The sequence below is a fragment of the Bradyrhizobium mercantei genome (assembly GCF_001982635.1).
Classification (GTDB): Bacteria; Pseudomonadota; Alphaproteobacteria; order Rhizobiales; family Xanthobacteraceae; genus Bradyrhizobium; species Bradyrhizobium mercantei.
In genome coordinates, this window is record NZ_MKFI01000001.1 from 1,303,357 (window position 1) to 1,320,668 (window position 17,312).

13 protein-coding genes are annotated in these 17,312 nt (G+C 64.4%); 10 read left to right on the plus strand and 3 right to left on the minus strand.

The genetic code is table 11. From position 1 onward, the window contains the following. Positions 1–70: 70 nt before the first annotated feature. Positions 71–1,504, minus strand: coding sequence for a MocR-like pyridoxine biosynthesis transcription factor PdxR (gene pdxR, locus BI327_RS06395; protein WP_076858856.1), 1,434 nt, complete (start codon positions 1,502–1,504; stop codon positions 71–73). An 89-nt stretch (positions 1,505–1,593) separates the two neighbouring features. On the opposite strand from pdxR, the gene BI327_RS06400 reads away from it, so the two are divergent. Next, positions 1,594–2,052: a cupin domain-containing protein gene (locus BI327_RS06400; protein WP_076859279.1), complete on the plus strand. Its 459-nt coding sequence runs from the start codon at positions 1,594–1,596 to the stop codon at positions 2,050–2,052. A gap of 30 nt (positions 2,053–2,082) precedes the next feature. Beyond that, positions 2,083–3,336 (plus strand): MFS transporter, encoded by a 1,254-nt coding sequence (locus BI327_RS06405; RefSeq protein WP_076858857.1) that lies wholly within the window; start codon positions 2,083–2,085, stop codon positions 3,334–3,336. Here BI327_RS06405 and BI327_RS06410 read toward each other — a convergent pair. Further along, the gene (locus BI327_RS06410; RefSeq protein WP_076858858.1) at positions 3,333–5,033 is read right to left on the minus strand and encodes an NAD-dependent malic enzyme; all 1,701 of its coding nucleotides are present in this window, start codon (positions 5,031–5,033) and stop codon (positions 3,333–3,335) included. The two genes, BI327_RS06405 and BI327_RS06410, sit on opposite strands and share 4 nt — an antisense overlap. A 454-nt stretch (positions 5,034–5,487) precedes the next feature. Here BI327_RS06410 and BI327_RS42610 point away from each other — a divergent pair, with 454 nt between their 5' ends. After that, complete coding sequence (locus BI327_RS42610) at positions 5,488–5,643, plus strand: hypothetical protein (RefSeq protein ID WP_167350189.1); 156 nt, start codon at positions 5,488–5,490, stop codon at positions 5,641–5,643. A 91-nt stretch (positions 5,644–5,734) separates the two neighbouring features. Here the strand turns inward: BI327_RS42610 and BI327_RS06415 are convergent, their stop codons facing one another. Continuing rightward, the gene (locus BI327_RS06415) at positions 5,735–6,664 is read right to left on the minus strand and encodes an aspartyl/asparaginyl beta-hydroxylase domain-containing protein (RefSeq protein ID WP_076858859.1); all 930 of its coding nucleotides are present in this window, start codon (positions 6,662–6,664) and stop codon (positions 5,735–5,737) included. A gap of 359 nt (positions 6,665–7,023) precedes the next feature. Here BI327_RS06415 and BI327_RS06420 point away from each other — a divergent pair, with 359 nt between their 5' ends. From BI327_RS06420 to BI327_RS06450, 7 genes are all read left to right on the plus strand, one after another. Further along, entirely contained in the window at positions 7,024–8,223 is a 1,200-nt protein-coding gene (locus tag BI327_RS06420) for an ABC transporter substrate-binding protein (RefSeq protein WP_076858860.1), read from the plus strand. 10 nt (positions 8,224–8,233) lie between these two features. After that, positions 8,234–9,952 carry an FAD-dependent oxidoreductase gene (locus BI327_RS06425; protein WP_083741940.1) on the plus strand — a complete coding sequence of 573 codons (1,719 nt, stop codon included), beginning with the start codon at positions 8,234–8,236 and terminating at the stop codon, positions 9,950–9,952. 198 nt (positions 9,953–10,150) lie between these two features. After that, complete coding sequence (locus BI327_RS06430; protein ID WP_076858861.1) at positions 10,151–10,945, plus strand: IclR family transcriptional regulator; 795 nt, start codon at positions 10,151–10,153, stop codon at positions 10,943–10,945. Positions 10,946–11,447: 502 nt separating this feature from the next. After that, positions 11,448–12,302, plus strand: a complete 855-nt coding sequence (locus BI327_RS06435) for a hypothetical protein (RefSeq protein ID WP_143271541.1) — start codon at positions 11,448–11,450, stop codon at positions 12,300–12,302. 411 nt (positions 12,303–12,713) lie between these two features. Next, on the plus strand, positions 12,714–13,568 hold the full coding sequence (locus BI327_RS06440) for a hypothetical protein (protein WP_143271542.1): 855 nt from the start codon (positions 12,714–12,716) through the stop codon (positions 13,566–13,568). 376 nt (positions 13,569–13,944) lie between these two features. Next, positions 13,945–14,799, plus strand: coding sequence for a hypothetical protein (locus BI327_RS06445; protein WP_143271543.1), 855 nt, complete (start codon positions 13,945–13,947; stop codon positions 14,797–14,799). A 370-nt stretch (positions 14,800–15,169) separates the two neighbouring features. Then, complete coding sequence (locus tag BI327_RS06450) at positions 15,170–17,308, plus strand: type I secretion system permease/ATPase (RefSeq protein ID WP_076858865.1); 2,139 nt, start codon at positions 15,170–15,172, stop codon at positions 17,306–17,308. The last annotated feature ends 4 nt before the right edge of the window (positions 17,309–17,312 follow it).

Consider the following 17,312-nt stretch of genomic DNA (forward strand, 5'->3'; position numbering starts at 1 on the left):
AAACGAGATGACGCCCCAGAAGGTTCCAGCAGAGCGGAACCTGGCGCCTAGAACTTTAGTCGGTTCGCCTTTACCGCCGGAACGCCGGTTCGATTGCGCGCCTGAGCCGCCGCGCGATCACAGGCGCATCGGACTCGGCCACGTTGGTGAAGCCGACCAGCAGGCCCTGCCCGCAATCGCGCCGAATGCAGCGGCCGGAGAGCGGCTCCGCGCCAAATCCATCGGCCCGGGCCAGCCGCGCGAGCTTTGCATCGGGCACGCGGCCGGCGAACCGAAGCAGCAGGTGCATGCCACCCGGCTGCAGCTCAATCCCGATACGCGCGCCGAATTCGGCGGTCAGCGCGGCGGCCAGGGCAGCACGGCGCGCGGCATAGAGTTTCCGCATCCGTTTCAGATGTCGCGCGAAATGCCCGTCCGCCATGAAGCTCGCTGCGACCCGCTGCGCAAAGGGATTAAGGCCGCTGCTGTGGCCGGCACTGGCCGCAATGAAGCTGTCGAGCAGGCGATCCGGCAGGACCAGGTAGCCGAGCCGCAACCCCGGAAACAGCGTCTTGCTGAACGACCCCGAATAGATCACGCGTTGGCCGCGATCGAGGCTTTTCAGCGCCGGCAGCGGCCGGCCGACGAACCGGAACTCGCTGTCATAGTCGTCCTCGATGACATAGGCATTCGCCTGGTTCGCCCACTGCAGCAGCGCCATTCTGCGCGGCAGCGAGAGCGATACGCCCAATGGACTTTGATGCGACGGCGTGACCACTGCGAGCCGTGCACGCCGCGCTTGCTTCACTCCTTCGGCAACCCGCATTCCCTCGGCATCGACCGGCACGGCAACCAGTTCGGTACCGGCCAGCTCGAGCGCTGATCGCACCGGAGGGAAGCAGGGGTCTTCGATCCATGCACAATCGCCGCGCCGAAGCAGGATGCGCAGCGACAGATCGAGGCCGCCTTGAAACCCGTTGGTCACCAGCACCTGACGCCAGTCGCACGCGATCCCGCGCGAGGATGCGAGATAGGCCGCGATTGCCTGCCGCAACGGTTCGAAGCCGGCGGGATCCGGATACATCATGTCTGACGCCGAGCTCCGGCGCGCCTCTCGCGCGATCACATGGGTCCAGAGCTTGCGCGGGAACAGATCGACGGCAGGCAGTCCCATCTGCAGCAGCAGAGGTTCGGCGCGCACGCTCGGGCGGCTGCTGGGCCGGGTTGGACGTTTCGTGACGTCGCCGGGCGCCACGGCGTCGCGCAGCTCCGGTGACACGATCGTTCCCGCCTGAGCGCACGTGACGACATAGCCCTCCCCGGCCAGCATGGCATAGGCGGCGTCGACCGTGCCGCGCGCCATTGCGAGCTCCTCGGCAAGATCGCGGACCGAAGGCAGCCGGTCGCCCGGCTGAAGCTGTCCGCTCGCGATCGCGCTCCGGAAGCGCTCATAGAGCTGGCGCGACAGCGGTGTGCCGCCGCTGCGGACCAGATTGCTCGCCAGTCTGTTGGGGCGTTTTACCATGGCCTAGTCAATATGCAGGTTCTTGGCCCTTCTGGATAGGCCATCCGACCGCTAGATCGATGGCCTGGAACGACACGGGAGCCTTCGACATGAAATCGACCATCCTTCGACGGGACTTCAATCGCGCCTCGATCGCGGCGCTGCTCGCGGCGTTTGCCGCGGCGCGCGGTTCGGACGCCAATGCGCAGCCGCAAAAGGCTGCAACGGGGACGAAACAATCCTCCAGACGTGACGTGATCAGGCAGAGCCTGCCGGGCGATCCTGCGCGCGACATCACCCTCGTCGAGGTGACGTATCCTCCCGGAACGGGATCGCCCGCGCATGCCCATGCCAACGGCGTGATGGCCTATGTCGTGTCGGGCATGGTGGCCTCACAGGTCGGCGAAGGTCCCGAGCGCACCTACAGCGCCGGCGAAGCCTGGTGGGAGCCGGTTGGAGCCGTCCATCGCGTTTCGCGCAATCCGAGCGCGACCGAGCCGGCGACCCTGCTCGCGATCTATATCGCGCCGCGCGACGCAACCTCCGCAGATCTCATGAAGCCGCTGTAGCGGCCAACCAACCTCGCGGGCTCCCTGACGATGCAGAGTGCTCTCACAGCCGCACTGAGCGCGGCGATTGCGGTGATCGTGCTGCCGCTGTTCGCCGCGCAGTCGCTCTCGGCGCCGATCGCCGCGTCGTTCGGGCTCACGGAAAGCGCCGCCGGCCTGATCGCGATGATGCCGATGCTCGGCTACACCGCCGGGCTGGTGCTGCTTGTCCCGCTGATCGACATCTTCCGGATGCGCTCGGTGATGTTGACGACGCTCGTGACCGGCACCATCGCGCTGTCGGCCGCGGCCTGGTCGCCCTCGGCTTCGGCCTTTCTGCTCAGCGTATTCGTCGTGGGGCTGACGACCAGCGCCACGCAGATGGTCGTGCCCCTCGCGGCCGGCCTCGCCGAGCCGTCGGCGCGCGGCCGCGTGATCGGCAAAGTCATGAGCGGGCTGATGGTCGGCGTCCTGCTGTCGCGGCCGAGCGCCAGCCTGTCGGCCAGCCTGCTCGGCTGGCGCGGCGCATATCTCGTCGACGCCGCGGCGCTCGCGGTGGTCTCTCTTGCCTGTGCGGTGATCGTGCCTGCCCGTGCGCAATCGAGCCGCCTGGGCTTTCTCGAACTGGTCTCGTCGCTCTGGATCGTGCTCCGCGGCGAGCCGGTGCTGCAGCGGCGCGTAGCGTGCCAGGCATTGTGCATGGGGAGCTTCGGTGCATTCTGGACCGCCGTCCCGCTGCTGCTCGCGGCACCTCCCTTCGGGCTCGGACAGATCGGGATCGGCGCCTTTGCCCTTGCGGGGATCGGCGGCGCGATCGTGGCGCCGGTCGCCGGATGGGCCGCCGACCGGCATCTCGACGAAGCCGCGACGCGCCTTGCCCATGCCTGCGTGATCGCCGGATCGGGGCTCGCCGTCATCTTCGGTGCGGACCGGCTGGGCTTCGATCCGGCGACGCACCGTGGCGCCGCGCTGCTGCTGCTGGTGCTGGCTGCGGTGATCATCGATCTCGGCGTGATCGGCGATCAGACGCTGGGGCGGCATGCCGTCAATTCGCTGCGTCCGGAGATCCGCGGCCGCCTCAACGGGCTCTATACCGGATTGTTCTTCATCGGCGGCGCCGCGGGATCCGCGCTGGCCGGGATCGCCTGGGTGCACGGCGGATGGACCTCGGTCTGTGCGCTCTGTGTTGGCTTCGGCCTTGCCGCGCTCGTGGTTGGCTGGATCACATCAAGACCACGCGCGCGAAACCGGCCGGACGCGGGCGTCGAAGGGACGCCCGGACGCGCCGAAGCGCCCGGACTCTAGGCCCGGTCACTGCGCCGGTACGGCACGTAACGCGGGGTCCAGACCTTGGCGTGGATGCGCGCCTCGACCTGGTCGATCGGAATATCCTTCTCTGCGAGCCCTTCCTTATGCGCCTGCAGCGCCACCGCCAACGCAACCGTCAGCGCGACCTCGCGCAGCGCGCTGACCGGCGGCAGCAGATTGTGCTTCGGGTTGTTGCGCGCCGGCGAGACGCTGGCGAGCGCCTTGGCAGCCGCCATGAACATCCCGTCGCTGACCCGGCTGGCACCGACCGCGAGCGCGCCGACACCGACGCCCGGGAAGATGTAGGAGTTGTTGGTCTGGTCGACCTTGAAGCGCGCGCCGTCGCGGATGATCGGTGGGAACGGGCTGCCGACGCCGATCAGCGCCCGTCCCTCGGTCCACGCCTCGATATCCACCGGCGTCGCCTCCTCGCGCGAGGTCGGGTTGGACAACGGGAAGATCACCGGCCGCTTGTTGCACTCCGCCATCGCGCGGACGATCGGCTCGGAGAACGCCCCGGCCTGGCCGGAGACGCCGATCAGCACGGTCGGCTTGGCGTTGCGCACGACGTCGAGCAGCGCGATCTTGTCGGGGTGGCTGAGCTGCCAGCCCGCGATCGCCTGCTTGCTCTGCACGAACGGCAGCTGGAACGGGGCGAGCCCGCTCATACCCTCGAGCAGCAACCCGTCGCGGTCGACCATGAAGAAGCGCTTGGCCGCCTCGCTCTCCGGCAGGCCGGCATCGACCATCGCAGCGCGGATCAGGCTGGCGATGCCGCAGCCGGCCGAGCCTGCACCGAGCACGGCGACGCGCTGCTCGGTGAGCGGAACGCCGGTGACGTTGATCGCGGAGAGCAAGGCGCCGGTCGCCACCGCCGCGGTGCCCTGGATGTCGTCGTTGAAGGTCAGCAGCCGGTCGCGATAGCGGTCGAGCATCCGCGTCGCGTTGTTCTTGGCGAAGTCCTCCCATTGCAGCAGCACGCGCGGCCAGCGCTTCACCACCGCAGAGACGAACGCCTCGATGAAGTCGTCATAGGCCTGGCCGCGGACGCGCTCGTTGCGCCAACCGACATAGAGCGGATCGGCCAGGCAGTCCGGATTGTCGGTGCCGACATCGAGCATGATCGGCAGCGTGGTCGCCGGATGCAGGCCGCCGCAGCCGGTGTAGAGCGAGAGCTTGCCGATCGGGATGCCCATGCCGCCGGCGCCCTGGTCGCCGAGGCCGAGGATGCGCTCGCCGTCGGTCACCACGATCGCCTCGACGTGATCGAAGCGCGGATGGGCGAAAATGCGGTCGATCCGGTGCTGGTGCGGAATGCTGAGGAACAGACCGCGCGGCTTGCGAAACAGCCGGCTGAATTTCTGGCAGCCTTCGCCGACGGTCGGCGTGTAGACGATCGGCAAAAGCTCTTCCAGGTTGCTGACCAGCAGCGCGTAGAACAGCGTCTCGTTGGTGTCCTGCAACTCGCGCAGGAAGGCATAACGCTCGATGTCGGTCTCGAAGCCGCGCAACGCCTCGAGGCGGCGCGAGACCTGCTCGTCCAGCGTCAGGATGTTGGGCGGCAGCAGGCCGTGCAGGTCGAACGCCTCGCGCTCGGCCTCGGAGAACGCCGTGCCCTTGTTGAGCTGCGGATCGGCCAGCAGCTCGTAGCCGCTCAGCGCGGTGGTCTCGAAAGCTCCAGTGGTCTCCGACATGACAAGGTCCCTCAATACGAAATGACTGATGGAGCTGTATCACCCTCGTGTAACGGATCGGAGCGCGAAAGCCGCCGGGCAGCGCAAAGTTGAACGGCGCCCGACGTCGCGGCTGGCTAGGGACGTTGTGGAAAAGTCACTCAGGCAATGCACCGCTGCAACACCGCCGGAAAAACGTCGACATACCTTGGTATAGCCGCCCTGAACCCTTGTGGTACCCCGTGCTTACGCTCGTACAATTGAGCGATGGCGCGTGATTCTTATACTCGCGGCTACTCCAACGGATGCACGGCGGCCAGTGTCGCTTTGCCGGCGCGACCAACGACAGAATTCTCGGCGGGCGCGAGCCGTGTTCCGAAGTCCGTGATCAGGATCACTGCTCCGGGGAGCGCAGCGCGCGACTATCGCGGGAAGCAAGTATCGACCGGAACGCCGGTTCTCGAGGAACACGCTAATGATCGTCAACATTCAGAAGCTGGACGGCCTGTGGCACCTCATCGTCGGGTCGTGCAAGATCCGAACGCCGTTCCTGGAGACCCAGGACCGCGAGTGGGTCGTCGCCTACGCCAGGCGCGTCTACCCCGGCGCCAAGGTTTTCGAACGCGACTGATGCCGTCGCGCCTCACAGCTCACCCCCCAGACAAAAAGCCCCGGAGCATGCTCCGGGGCTTTTGCTTTCAGCGCGGTAGTCTCGCCGCGGCTCACCGCAGCGCCGACACCACGATCAGACCGAGGATCAGCGCGGTCACGGAATATTTGAGCGTGTAGTACACGTTCCGATTCCACTCCTTGACCTTGCGGCTGGCGAGATGGACCTCGTAGAGCTTGCCGAACACCTTGTTCAGCGCGCCGACATGCTCGCCGTCGACATTCTGGGTCGCCGACGCCTTGACGATGTTGTGGCTGACCCAGCGGTTCATCTTCGTCATGAAGCCGTACTTCATCGGGCGCTCGACGTCGCAGAACAGGATGATGCGGTTGACGTCGGTCTTGTTCTCGGCGCTGTGGATGAAGGTCTCGTCGAACATGAAGGCCTCGCCGTCGCGCCAGACGCATTCGACGCCGTCGACGAGGATGCGGCACTGGTTCGAGTTCGGCGTCACCAGACCGAGGTGATAGCGCAAGGAGCCGGCGAAGGGATCGCGATGCGCCCCTAACTTGCCGCCCGGCGGCAGCATCGCGAACATCGCGCCGTGCACGTTCGGGATCGAGTTGAGCAGCTCGACGGTTTGCGGGCACAGCGTGCGCGCCGACGGCAGGAAGTCGTCGTACCATTTCAGATAGAAGCGCTTCCAGCCGCTCTTGAAGAACGAATAGAAGCCCCAATCGTTGTTCTTGGCGGCGGCGCGGATGAAGCCTTCGTCGAACAGGCGTGTCGCCTCGTCGCGGATCGTCTCCCAATTGTCGGAGAGCTTCTTCAGCTCGGGAAACTGCTCGACCGCGATCACCGGCGTGTTCGGCACCGCGGAGCCCGCATACATCAGCACATTGTAGGGCGCGAGGTAGGTCGAGTGATCGCCGAGCTGGCGCGCGAAGCGCAGCCGCTGCTTGCCGCGGAAGTGAACGTAAAGTGTAGAAGCCACCAGCACGTAAAGAATAACGAGCTGCGGCGCGAAGAGCTGTCTCAACATGATCCGTCTATGATCGCAGTCCGCCGACGCTCTTCATGCACCGCCCCCGCAAGAGCCAATGCCCGTGACGGGCGGCCCAGCCCGGGCGGCGAAGCGCTTCGCCGTCCGCGAAAATTCCCCTGTTTCATAGTGACCTGACACGGCCGCGAAGCCCTGGCGTGAGCCGCAAACCCGGCCGCCGTGCCATCCCGGACCAGCCATGTAAGCGTATGCTCACCAAATGTGAAGCACCGGCTCATTCGAAGGGGCAACCATGTGGCAACATTCACACACACATTATTCGCCATTGACAAACTAATTAGATAATTACTAATTGTCTGGAGACCGCCAGAGAACGCGGGACATCCAGAGGAGGAACGATGAGACATTTCTTGGCGGCAGCCATTCTCGCTGTCATGACGACGGCCGCGCATGCTCAGGTTTCAGATGACGTCGTGCGCATCGGGGTGCTGACCGACCTGTCGAGCTGGGGCCGCGACAATTCCGGCCCGGGCTCGGTCGAGGCGGCCAAGATGGCGGTCGAGGAATTCGGCCCCACCGTGCTCGGCAAGCCGATCGAGATCGTCTCCGCCGACCACCAGATGAAGACCGACGTCGGCGTGCAGATCGTGCGCGGCTGGTTCGACAACGGCAAGGTCGACGCCGTCGTCGACATTCCCAATTCCGGCATTGCGATCGCCGTGCACAACATGGTGCGCGAGCGCAACAAGATCGCGCTGTTGTCCGGCCCCGGCGCGAGCTCGCTGACCGACGAGCTGTGCAGCCCCAACACCGTGCACTTCACCTACGACACCTACGCGCTGTCGAAGGTCACCGCGTCGGCGGTGATCGCGGAAGGCGGCAAGTCCTGGTACTTCATCACCGCGGACTACGCCTTCGGCCAGCAGCTCGAGAAGGACGCCACGCGCTTCATCAACGAGATGGGCGGCAAGGTGCTCGGCGGCGTCCGGCACCCGACCAACACTGCCGACTTCTCCTCCTTTGCATTGCAGGCGCAGAGCTCGAAGGCGGACGTGGTGGCGTTCGCCAATGCCGGCCAGGACACCGACAATTCGATCAAGCAGTCCGGCGAGTTCGGCCTCGTGCAGGGCGGCCAGAAGCTGGTCGGCCTCCTGATGTTCGACACCGACGTGCATGCGATCGGCCTCAACGCCGCGCAGGGCACCTACATGACGACGGCGTCGTACTGGAACATGGACGACAAGACCCGCGCCTGGTCGAAAAAGTTCTTCGCCCGCGCCAATGTGATGCCGACCATGATCCAGACCGGCGTCTACGGCTCGGTGCTGCATTATCTGAAGGCGATCAAGGCCGCCGGCACCGACGACCCGCAGAAGGTGATGGCCAAGATGCGCGAGCTGCCGATCGAGGACACCTTCGTGCATGGCGGCAGACTGCGCGAGGACGGCCGCGTCATCCGCGACATGTATCTCGCAAAGGTGAAGAAGCCCTCGGAATCCAAGGAGCCATGGGACTATCTCGACATCATCAAGACGGTGAAGGGCGAGGATGCCTTCCGTCCGGTCTCCGAGTCGAAGTGCCCGCTGCTCAAGAAATAGGATCGATCGCGTGGCCAACGAAGAAACTTATGACTGCGACGCGCTCGTCGTCGGCTCGGGCTGCGCCGGGCTGTCGGCGGCGGTTACCGCCGGCCATCACGGCCTGAAGGTCCTCGTCGTCGAGAAGGAGCCGCGGTTCGGCGGCACCACCGCGCGCTCCGGCGGCTGGTTGTGGATACCGGGCACCTCGCTGGCGAAGGCCTGGGGCATCGAGGAGAGCCCCGATCAGGCCAAAGCCTATCTGCGCCACGAGGCCGGCAACAGCTTCGATGCCGCGCGCGTCGATGCGTTCCTGACCGAAGGGCCGAAGGCGGTCGACTTCTTCACGACCAAGACCGCGGTTCGCTTCGACATGCCGCTGACCTTTCCGGACTATCATGCCGAGGCGCCCGGCGGCGCGCAGGGCGGCCGCTCGATGGTGACGCGGCCGTTCGACGCCCACGAGCTCGGCGATGCGCTGAAGGATCTCGGCAGTCCCCTGCCCGAGCTCACCGTGTTCGGCATGATGCTCGGCTCCGGCAAGGAGATCGTGCACTTCATGCGCGCGACACGGTCGCTGACCTCGGCGGCCTATGTCGCCAAGCGGCTGTCGAAGCACGCGATCGACGTGATGCGCAACGGCCGCGGCATGACGTTGACCAACGGCAATGCGCTCGCCGGACGGCTGGCCAAATCGGCCCTCGACCTCAAGATCCCGCTCTGGCTCAACTCGCCGGTGCGCGAACTGATCGTCGAGAACGGCGTGGTGCGCGGCGCAATCGTCGTGCGCGAGGGCCGCCCCATTCGCGTCAACGCGAAACGCGGTGTCGTGCTCGCCTGCGGCGGCTTCCCACACGATGTTGCGCGGCGGCAGAAGATGTTTCCGCATGCGCCAACCGGCAAGGAGCACTATTCGCCTGGCCCGACCGGCAACACCGGCGATGGCCTGCGGCTTGCGGAATCCGCCGGCGGCCGCGTCGACGATTCACTGCCGAACGCGGCCGCCTGGGTGCCGGTCTCGGTCACCACCCGCAAGGACGGCTCGAAGGGCGTGATGCCGCACTTCATCGATCGCGCCAAGCCCGGCGTGATCGCTGTCATGGCCGACGGCAAGCGCTTCGCCAATGAAGGCAACTCCTACCACGACTTCGTACAGGCGATGATCAAGGCGGCGAAGCCCGGCGAGGAGATCGCGGCGTATCTCGTCTGCGATCACGGGACGCTGCGCAAATACGGCCTCGGCTGTGTGCCGCCGCGCCCGATGCCGCTTGGCCATCATCTGAAGACCGGCTACCTCAAGCGCGGCGCGACGCTCGCCGAGCTTGCCGCGCAAACCGGTATCGACGCCAAGGCGTTCGAGGCGACCGTCGCGGCGTTCAACACGACAGCGGCAGACGGGCGCGATCCCGCCTTCGGCAAGGGCTCGCGCGCCTATAACCGCTACCAGGGCGATGCGCTGCACGGCCCCAATCCCTGCATCGCGCCGATCCAGCACGGGCCGTTCTACGCCATCAAGATGGTGATCGGCGATCTCGGCACCTATGCCGGCATCCGGACCGACGCCAATGCCCGCGCGCTCGACGCCGACGGCCAGCCGATTGCCGGCCTCTATGCCGCCGGCAACGACATGGCGAGCATCATGGGCGGCAACTATCCGGGCGCCGGCATCACGCTCGGGCCGGCACTGACCTTCGGCTACATCGCCGGCAAGCATATCGCCGGCGCGGCAGCCGAGAGAAGCGCGGCATGAGCCCAGTCCCGTCACCCTGAGGAGCGCGCTCTTGCGCGCGTCTCGAAGGGTCGACGGCCACCAGCCGGCCGTGCATCCTTCGAGACGCCGCTCCGCGGCTCCTCAGGATGACGGGCAAAAAGACTCCCCGCGCGTCGACGTCTCGCGGCCAGCCAGGTTTCCTGCTAAGTGCGAAACGACGAACACAAACAGGGCCACATGACGAGAGAAAGCCGCGGCATACAGTCGATCGAGGTCGGCGGAGAACTGCTCCGTGCGCTCGCCCGCAGCGGCGAGTCGATGATGCTGCGCGATCTCGCGCGCGAGGCCGGCATGCCGCCGGCCAAGGCACATCCCTATCTGGTGAGCTTCTCCCGCATCGGCCTGATCGAGCAGGACGAGACCACCGGCCGCTACGAGATCGGGGCGCTCGCGCTCGAGCTCGGCCTGATCAGCCTGCGCCGGCAGTCCGCGGTGCGGATCGCGACGCCCAAGATCGCCACGCTCGCCGACAGCATCAATCATGCGGTGTCGCTGTCGGTCTGGGGCACTCACGGCGCAACGGTGGTGCGGCTCGAGGAGCCGAGCCATCCGGTGCATATCGCAATGCGCGTCGGATCGGTGGTGGCGCTGCTCGAGACCGCGACCGGCCGCGCCTTTGCCGCCTTCATGCCGCCGAATGCCGTCAGGACGGCGCTCGAGAGCGGCCTCGATCGCCTCGGCGTCGGTTACAATCCGAAACGTGAGACCAGCAACGCGAAGACCACGGAGATGCTCGCCGAGGTTCAGAGCCGCGGGCTTGCGCGGGCGATCGGCGATCCCCTGCCCGGCGTCAATGCCTTCGCCGCCCCGGTGTTCGATCACGCCGGCCACGTCGCGCTGGTCATCACCGCGATGGGCCCGGAAGGCACCTTCGACGCCGGCTGGGACAGCCCGATCGCAACCGCGCTGCGCGACTGCGCCGGCGAAATCTCGCGGCAGCTGGGACACGGCTCGGCGCAGAAGCCGGGGTGATGCGAGCACGGCACGGGTTACGGCTTGCTCACCCACCCAATGCGCCGAGATCATTCGACGTGACGTCTTCCCCCGTCATTCCGGGACGACGCGAAGCGTCGAACCCCGGAAGCCATTTCACCACTTGTCATGTCGCACGATGGATTCCGGGTTCTCGCTTCGCGAGCCCCGGAATGACAGGTGGATAGAGGCGCGCCGCTACCACTGAGTTGCCCGAAGGCGCAAGCCGGTGCTGTGAGAATCAGCCGCTGTATGACGTACACGCGACAAAGCCTGGCTGCACATCGGTTGCGATTGTCGATGTCGCATTCGCAGGCACACGCAATCGGTTCAAGCCTGGCCGGCTCGATATCGCGATTTTCAGCGGATGAATGGGTGAACCTTGCCGAGAATCCCGGCACCAACTCCTCGGTGAGGTCCGTTCGAAGTGAGCGGTCCGAGCTGCAACGATCATCGTTGTTCGTTTTTGGAATGGTCCTCTCGGACCAACATGGAGAATGTAATGCCTTTCATGCCAACGCCTTTGCAAAACAATGTTGTCATCCAGAACAACACCACTGGGGTCGTCGATTACCTGAAATACGAAGGCTCGACGCTGGTGGCGTCCATGACGCAGGACTACGGCCTCGGCGCGGATTGGAAAATCGTCGCCAACACGAACAGCGTGCTGGTGGCGCAAAACCAGAAGACCGGCTTTGTTGACTTCCTCGGGATCGGAGCCAACGGAGCCCTGACGTCCTCAGCGATGAGTTCGGTGGCGCTGCCGCGCATCTTCGGTTACGCGAACGACGCCGGCGCATTTGGTTCGCAGCTCGCCGACGGCACGATCGACATGCTGAAATTCAATACGTCGACCGGTGCCTTCACGGCCAGCAGCCTGGTCGCCGGAACCGCCGGACTTCCAACCGCGGTCGGCATCACGGCCTACGCTGCGGCGCCCCCGACATGGAACGGATTACCGAGCCCCGGCCTGGGCGGCGACGTGATCGATACCCAAACGTCGTCCGGCCAGCTCGATATCATCGGCCTGGGCGGTACTTTCAATAACGGCCTTACCCTTCAATCCAGTTATCTGGTCGCGAACAGCGTCGGCACCCCGCGGATCGGCGAGCTGAATTCGGATTCCGTGGGTGTGGGCTTCAACTACCAGAATGGCGCCGGCAATCCGCAAGGTCTGGAAGCGACGACGATGACGGCGTCCGGGCAGATCGATCTGCTCTATTGGGACGTCGGCAACCCCGACACGGCCAATACCGGCCTTCTCTACGCCAGCAACATGCTGTCCGGCAATTATGCCGGCTGGAGCGTCGTCGAGGGCGGCGCGGTCGAGAGTCTCCACGTATTCCCCGTCTCGTAAATTCACGCCGCAAGGCCGGATGACCTGAGTGGAATGCAGTCGGACCTGGTCCGACTGCATTCTTTCAGAGGCAACAGAGCCGGCGCCAAAATTGTGCTCCAGATCGCATTGGCGCGTGCAGAACAGTGATATCAAACACATGAAAAGGCGCGCGCGCTGACGGATTTCTCGTCCGCACGCTGCGGCCGGATTTTCAACGGTTGCGTCGTTTGCGATCGCCGATGACGCACCGCAAGACGTCAACAGTTCCAGCGCTGTCAGCCCAGGTTCCTCACTTCAGCGAATGAACCTTAAGGTGGCAGCGGTGACGAATGTCTCGGTGAAGCCTGCTCAAATTGAGCAGGTCGAACCGCAAAGACTGTCTTTGTTCGTTTTGAAATGGTCCTTTTGGGACCGACAAGGAGAACTACAATGCCTTTTATGCCAACACCTTTGCAGAACAACGTTGTTATCCAGAATAACACCACCGGCGTCGTCGATTATCTGAAATACGAAGGCTCGACACTGGTGGCGTCCATGACGCAGGACTACGGCCTCGGGGCGGATTGGAAAATCGTCGCCAACACGGGCAGCACGCTGGTGGCACAAAACCAGAAGACCGGTTTTGTCGACTTCCTCGGAATCGGAGCCAACGGCGCCCTGAATTCCTCGGCGATGAGCTCGGTGCCGGTGCCGAAGATCTTCGGCTTTGCTCCCGACAACGGCTCATTTGGTTCGCAGCTTGCCGACGGCACGATCGACATGTTGAAATTCAACACGTCGACCGGCGCCTTCACGGCCAGCAGTCTGGTCGCCGGCAGCGCCGGACTTCCAAAGGCTGTCGGCATCACGGCCTGGGCTTCGAATACGCCGTCATGGGCCGGAATCACAAGCGTGGGCTTGTCTGGTGACGTGATCCAGACCCAGCTCGCGAACGGCCAGGTCGACGTCATCGGTCTGGGCGGGAACTTCAATACCGGCCTCAACGTCAACGCGAGCTTCCTGGTCGCGAGCAGTGTCGGTACCCCGGGGATCGGCGATTTGAACTCGAACTCCACCGGTGTCGGCTTCAACTATCAGAATGGCGCCGGCACTCCGCAAGGTCTGGAGGCGACGACAATGACGGCGGCCGGGCAGATCGACCTGCTGTATTGGGACGTCGGCACGCCTGACGTGGCCAATGCCGGCCTGCTCTATGCCAGCAATATGCTGTCCGGCAATTATGCCGGCTGGAGCGTCGTCGAGGCCGGCGCCGTCGTCAGCAGCAAGGTGTTCCCCGTGACGTAAAAGTGACGTCACGAGGCCGGATGATCTCATCGCCGGCTCACCTGAGGAGTTGGATGCAGTCGGACCTGGTCCGACTGCATCTTTCGTTTAAGGCGCACGGCCGGCACCGAAATGTGGTCCCGATCAAAAATGTGGTCCCGATCACAAGTGTTGACGTGGAAGAGTAGTAGTATTCAAATGTGAAACGGCGCGCCCTCTGAGATTTTTCGTCCGCATATCGGCGACCCGGGTTCCCGATTTCAGCCGATAAACCTTAGCTGGAATCCCGTGCCAATCTCCAGGTGAGGCCCGTTCCGAGCGAGCGGGTCGAACCACAAGTACTGTTTTCGTTCTTATTTTTTTCGTGGGACTTTTCATATTATCAAGGAGATATCTTATGCCGTTCATGCCAGTACCTTTGCAGAACAACGTCGTCATCCAGAACAACACCACCGGCGTCGTTGACTACCTGAAATACGAAGGCTCGACGCTGGTGGCGTCCAATACGGTGGACTACGGCCTCGGGGCGGATTGGAAGATCGTCGCCAACACAAGCAGCACCTTGGTGGCGCAGAACCAGAAGACTGGCTTTGTTGACTTTCTGGGGATCGGAGCCAACGGCGTCCTGACTTCCTCCGCGATGAGCTCGGTGCCGGTGCCGAAGATCTTCGGTTATGCGAACGATGCCGGCGCATTTGGTTCGCAGCTCGCCGACGGCACGATCGACATGTTAAAGTTCAACACGTCGACCGGCGCCTTCACGGCCAGCAGTCTGGTCGCCGGGAGCGCCGGACTTCCAAAGGCCGTCGGCATTACGGCCTGGAATCTGAACACTCCTTCATGGGCCGGAATCACGAGCGTTGGCTTGAATGGCGACGTCATCCAGACCCAGCTGGCGAACGGCCAGGTCGACGTCATCGGCCTGGGCGGTACGTTCAATGCTGGCCTCAACGTCAACGCGAGCTTCCTGGTCGCGAACAGCGTCGGCACCCCGGGGATCGGCGATCTGAATTCGGATTCCGTGGGTGTGGGCTTCAACTACCAGAATGGCGTCGGCACTCCGCAAGGTCTGGAGGCGACGACGATGACGGCGACCGGGCAGATCGACCTGCTGTATTGGGACGTCGGTGTGCCGGACACGGCCAATGCCGGCCTTCTCTATGCCAGCAATATGTTGACTGGTAGCTATGCCGGCTGGAGCGTCGTCGAGGCCGGCTCAGTCGTGAGCGGCAAGGTATTCCCCGTGACGTAAATTGACGCCACGAGACAGGATGACTTGAACACGGCACGACCGGCAATCACCGGCCCGCCTGACGAGTTGAATGCAGTCGGACCTGGTCCGACTGCATTCAATCGAGCTATCGAGGCAGCAGACGGTGCGCCGGTGGCGGCTGGCACCTCCGCGAGCTGGAATGCAGCCGTCTCCGTTTTGAGTTCCGACAACGACATTTGAAAAATTTCTCATTGCTTGCACGTTCGCGTTGAACCCTCGCGTCAAGTTGCCGCACTAATTGATGCTTTTGAAAATCAAGTCCGTCGCGACAGGGACCGCGCCGGACGACCTGTTGAAGACATGCGGTCGAAATCATTTGCCGCGAAATTTTTTGTAGGGGGCGCCCCACATGATCGGTAATCAGCAAATTGCAGCCGTGCCCGCGACACAGGCTGATACAGGTCTCGGCAGCCTTGGGCTGGTGCTGGCCATGCTAGGCGAAGCGTTCGATGTCGACCGCGCGCGCCGTGAGTATATCGCCGAGGGTCGCACGGCCGAATGTGATGATCTCGTGCGTATCGCCCGCGGCGTCGGGCTGAAGGCCCAGGCCATCCCTGCCTCCATCGAGCGACTGCGGGCACTGGCGCTGCCGGTGATCGCACGCTGCAAGGACGGCGCCTTCTTCGTGATCGGGCGATGGGCCGAGGCAGACGTCATGGTCGGTCTCGGCGGCGGGCCGCCTGTCCGCTGGACCCTGGAAGAACTCGAGCAGAAATGGACCGGCGAGCTCGTGCTGTTCGCCAAGCGCGACGTGCTACCCAGCGAGGTCACGCGCTTCGGGCTCGGCTGGTTCATTCCGGTGGTCAAGCGCTTTTCGAGGGTCCTCACCGAAGTGCTGGTCATTTCGGTGTTCATCCAGCTCGTCGCGCTGGCGTCGCCGCTGTTCTTCCAGGTGGTGATCGACAAGGTCCTGGTGCATCGCGGGCTCACCACGCTGAACGTACTGATCATCGGCCTGCTGGTCATCAACATCGCCGACGCGCTGCTGAACTGGCTGCGCACCTACGCCTTTGCCCATACCACGAGCCGGATGGACGCCATCCTGGGCTCGCAACTGTTCAAGCACCTCGTCGCGCTGCCGATCGCCTACTTCGAAAGCAGGGCCACCGGCCAGACCGTGGCGCGGGTGCGGGAACTGGAGAACGTCCGGACGTTCGTCACCTCCTCGGCGCTCACCCTGGTGGTCGACGTCGCGTTCAGCCTGCTCTTTCTCGGGGTGATGTTCTGGTACAGCGTGCCGCTGACGCTGATTGTGGTGATGTCGATCCCGTTCTACGTCGTGATCTCGCTGGTCATCACGCCGATCCTCAAGGCGCGCGTGCAGGAGAAATTCCAGCGCGGTGCCGCAAATCAGTCGCTGCTGGTCGAGAGCCTCTCCGGCATTCAGACCCTGAAGGCCTGCGCGGTCGAGCCGCAAATGCGGCGACGCTGGGACGAGCAGCTTGCCGCCTATATCGGATCCTCGCTGCGGGTGGTGACGATGGGCGCCGCCGGCACCCAGCTGGTTGGCCTCGTCAACAAGGTGACCAGCGCCGCGATCCTCTGGTTCGGCGCCCAGGCGGTGATCGCCAATCACCTCACCATCGGCGAGTTCGTCGCGTTCAACATGCTGGCGAGCCAGATCAGCTCGCCGGTGCTGCGGCTCGCGCAGCTGTGGCAGGACTTCCAGCAGTTCCGCCTGTCGATCGAGCGGCTCGCAGACATCATCGATACGCCGACCGAGCCCAACGTCAGCACCAGGCAGAACCTGCCGGCGATCAAGGGACAGTTGCGGTTCGACAATGTCGCGTTCCGCTATCAGCCCGACAACCCGGAGGTGCTTCGCGATCTCTCGTTTGAGATCGGCGCCGGCGAGGTGGTCGGTATCGTCGGCCGCTCCGGCTCCGGCAAGTCGACGCTGACGAAACTGCTGCAACGGCTCTACGCGCCGGAGCGCGGCCGCGTCATCGTCGACGGTTTCGACATCGCGCTGCTCGATCCCGCCTGGCTGCGGCGCCAGATCGGCGTGGTGCTGCAGGAGAACGTGCTGTTCAACCGTTCCATCCGCGAGAATATCGCGCTCGTCGATCCCTCGATGCCGCTCGAACGCGTGATGCAGGCGGCCCTGCTGGCCGGCGCGCACGAGTTCATTTGCGAATTGCCGCACGGCTACGACACCATCGTCGAAGAGCGCGGCGCCAATCTCTCCGGCGGCCAGCGCCAGCGCATTGCGATTGCCCGCGCGCTGGTCACCAATCCGCGCATCCTGATCTTCGACGAGGCCACCTCGGCGCTCGATTATGAGAGTGAGCGGATTATCCAGAACAACATGCGCGCGATCTGCCGGGGCCGCACCGTGCTGATCGTGGCGCATCGGCTTTCCACGGTCCGCGCCGCCGACCGCATCCTGGTGATGGAGCGCGGGCAGCTCGCCGAAGCCGGCACCCATGACACGCTGGTGCATCACAACGGCCTTTACGCCAATCTTGTCCGCCAGGCAGCAGGGTGAACGC

What these genes read in the sequence shown, in the direction of transcription:
- pdxR (WP_076858856.1), bottom strand. Translation starts at nt 1,504, where the DNA reads ATGGTAAAACGCCCCAACAGACTGGCGAGCAATCTGGTCCGCAGCGGC.
- BI327_RS06400 (WP_076859279.1), top strand. Translation starts at nt 1,594, where the DNA reads ATGAAATCGACCATCCTTCGACGGGACTTCAATCGCGCCTCGATCGCG.
- BI327_RS06405 (WP_076858857.1), top strand. Translation starts at nt 2,083, where the DNA reads ATGCAGAGTGCTCTCACAGCCGCACTGAGCGCGGCGATTGCGGTGATC.
- BI327_RS06410 (WP_076858858.1), bottom strand. Translation starts at nt 5,033, where the DNA reads ATGTCGGAGACCACTGGAGCTTTCGAGACCACCGCGCTGAGCGGCTAC.
- BI327_RS42610 (WP_167350189.1), top strand. Translation starts at nt 5,488, where the DNA reads ATGATCGTCAACATTCAGAAGCTGGACGGCCTGTGGCACCTCATCGTC.
- BI327_RS06415 (WP_076858859.1), bottom strand. Translation starts at nt 6,664, where the DNA reads ATGTTGAGACAGCTCTTCGCGCCGCAGCTCGTTATTCTTTACGTGCTG.
- BI327_RS06420 (WP_076858860.1), top strand. Translation starts at nt 7,024, where the DNA reads ATGAGACATTTCTTGGCGGCAGCCATTCTCGCTGTCATGACGACGGCC.
- BI327_RS06430 (WP_076858861.1), top strand. Translation starts at nt 10,151, where the DNA reads ATGACGAGAGAAAGCCGCGGCATACAGTCGATCGAGGTCGGCGGAGAA.
- BI327_RS06435 (WP_143271541.1), top strand. Translation starts at nt 11,448, where the DNA reads ATGCCTTTCATGCCAACGCCTTTGCAAAACAATGTTGTCATCCAGAAC.
- BI327_RS06440 (WP_143271542.1), top strand. Translation starts at nt 12,714, where the DNA reads ATGCCTTTTATGCCAACACCTTTGCAGAACAACGTTGTTATCCAGAAT.
- BI327_RS06445 (WP_143271543.1), top strand. Translation starts at nt 13,945, where the DNA reads ATGCCGTTCATGCCAGTACCTTTGCAGAACAACGTCGTCATCCAGAAC.
- BI327_RS06450 (WP_076858865.1), top strand. Translation starts at nt 15,170, where the DNA reads ATGATCGGTAATCAGCAAATTGCAGCCGTGCCCGCGACACAGGCTGAT.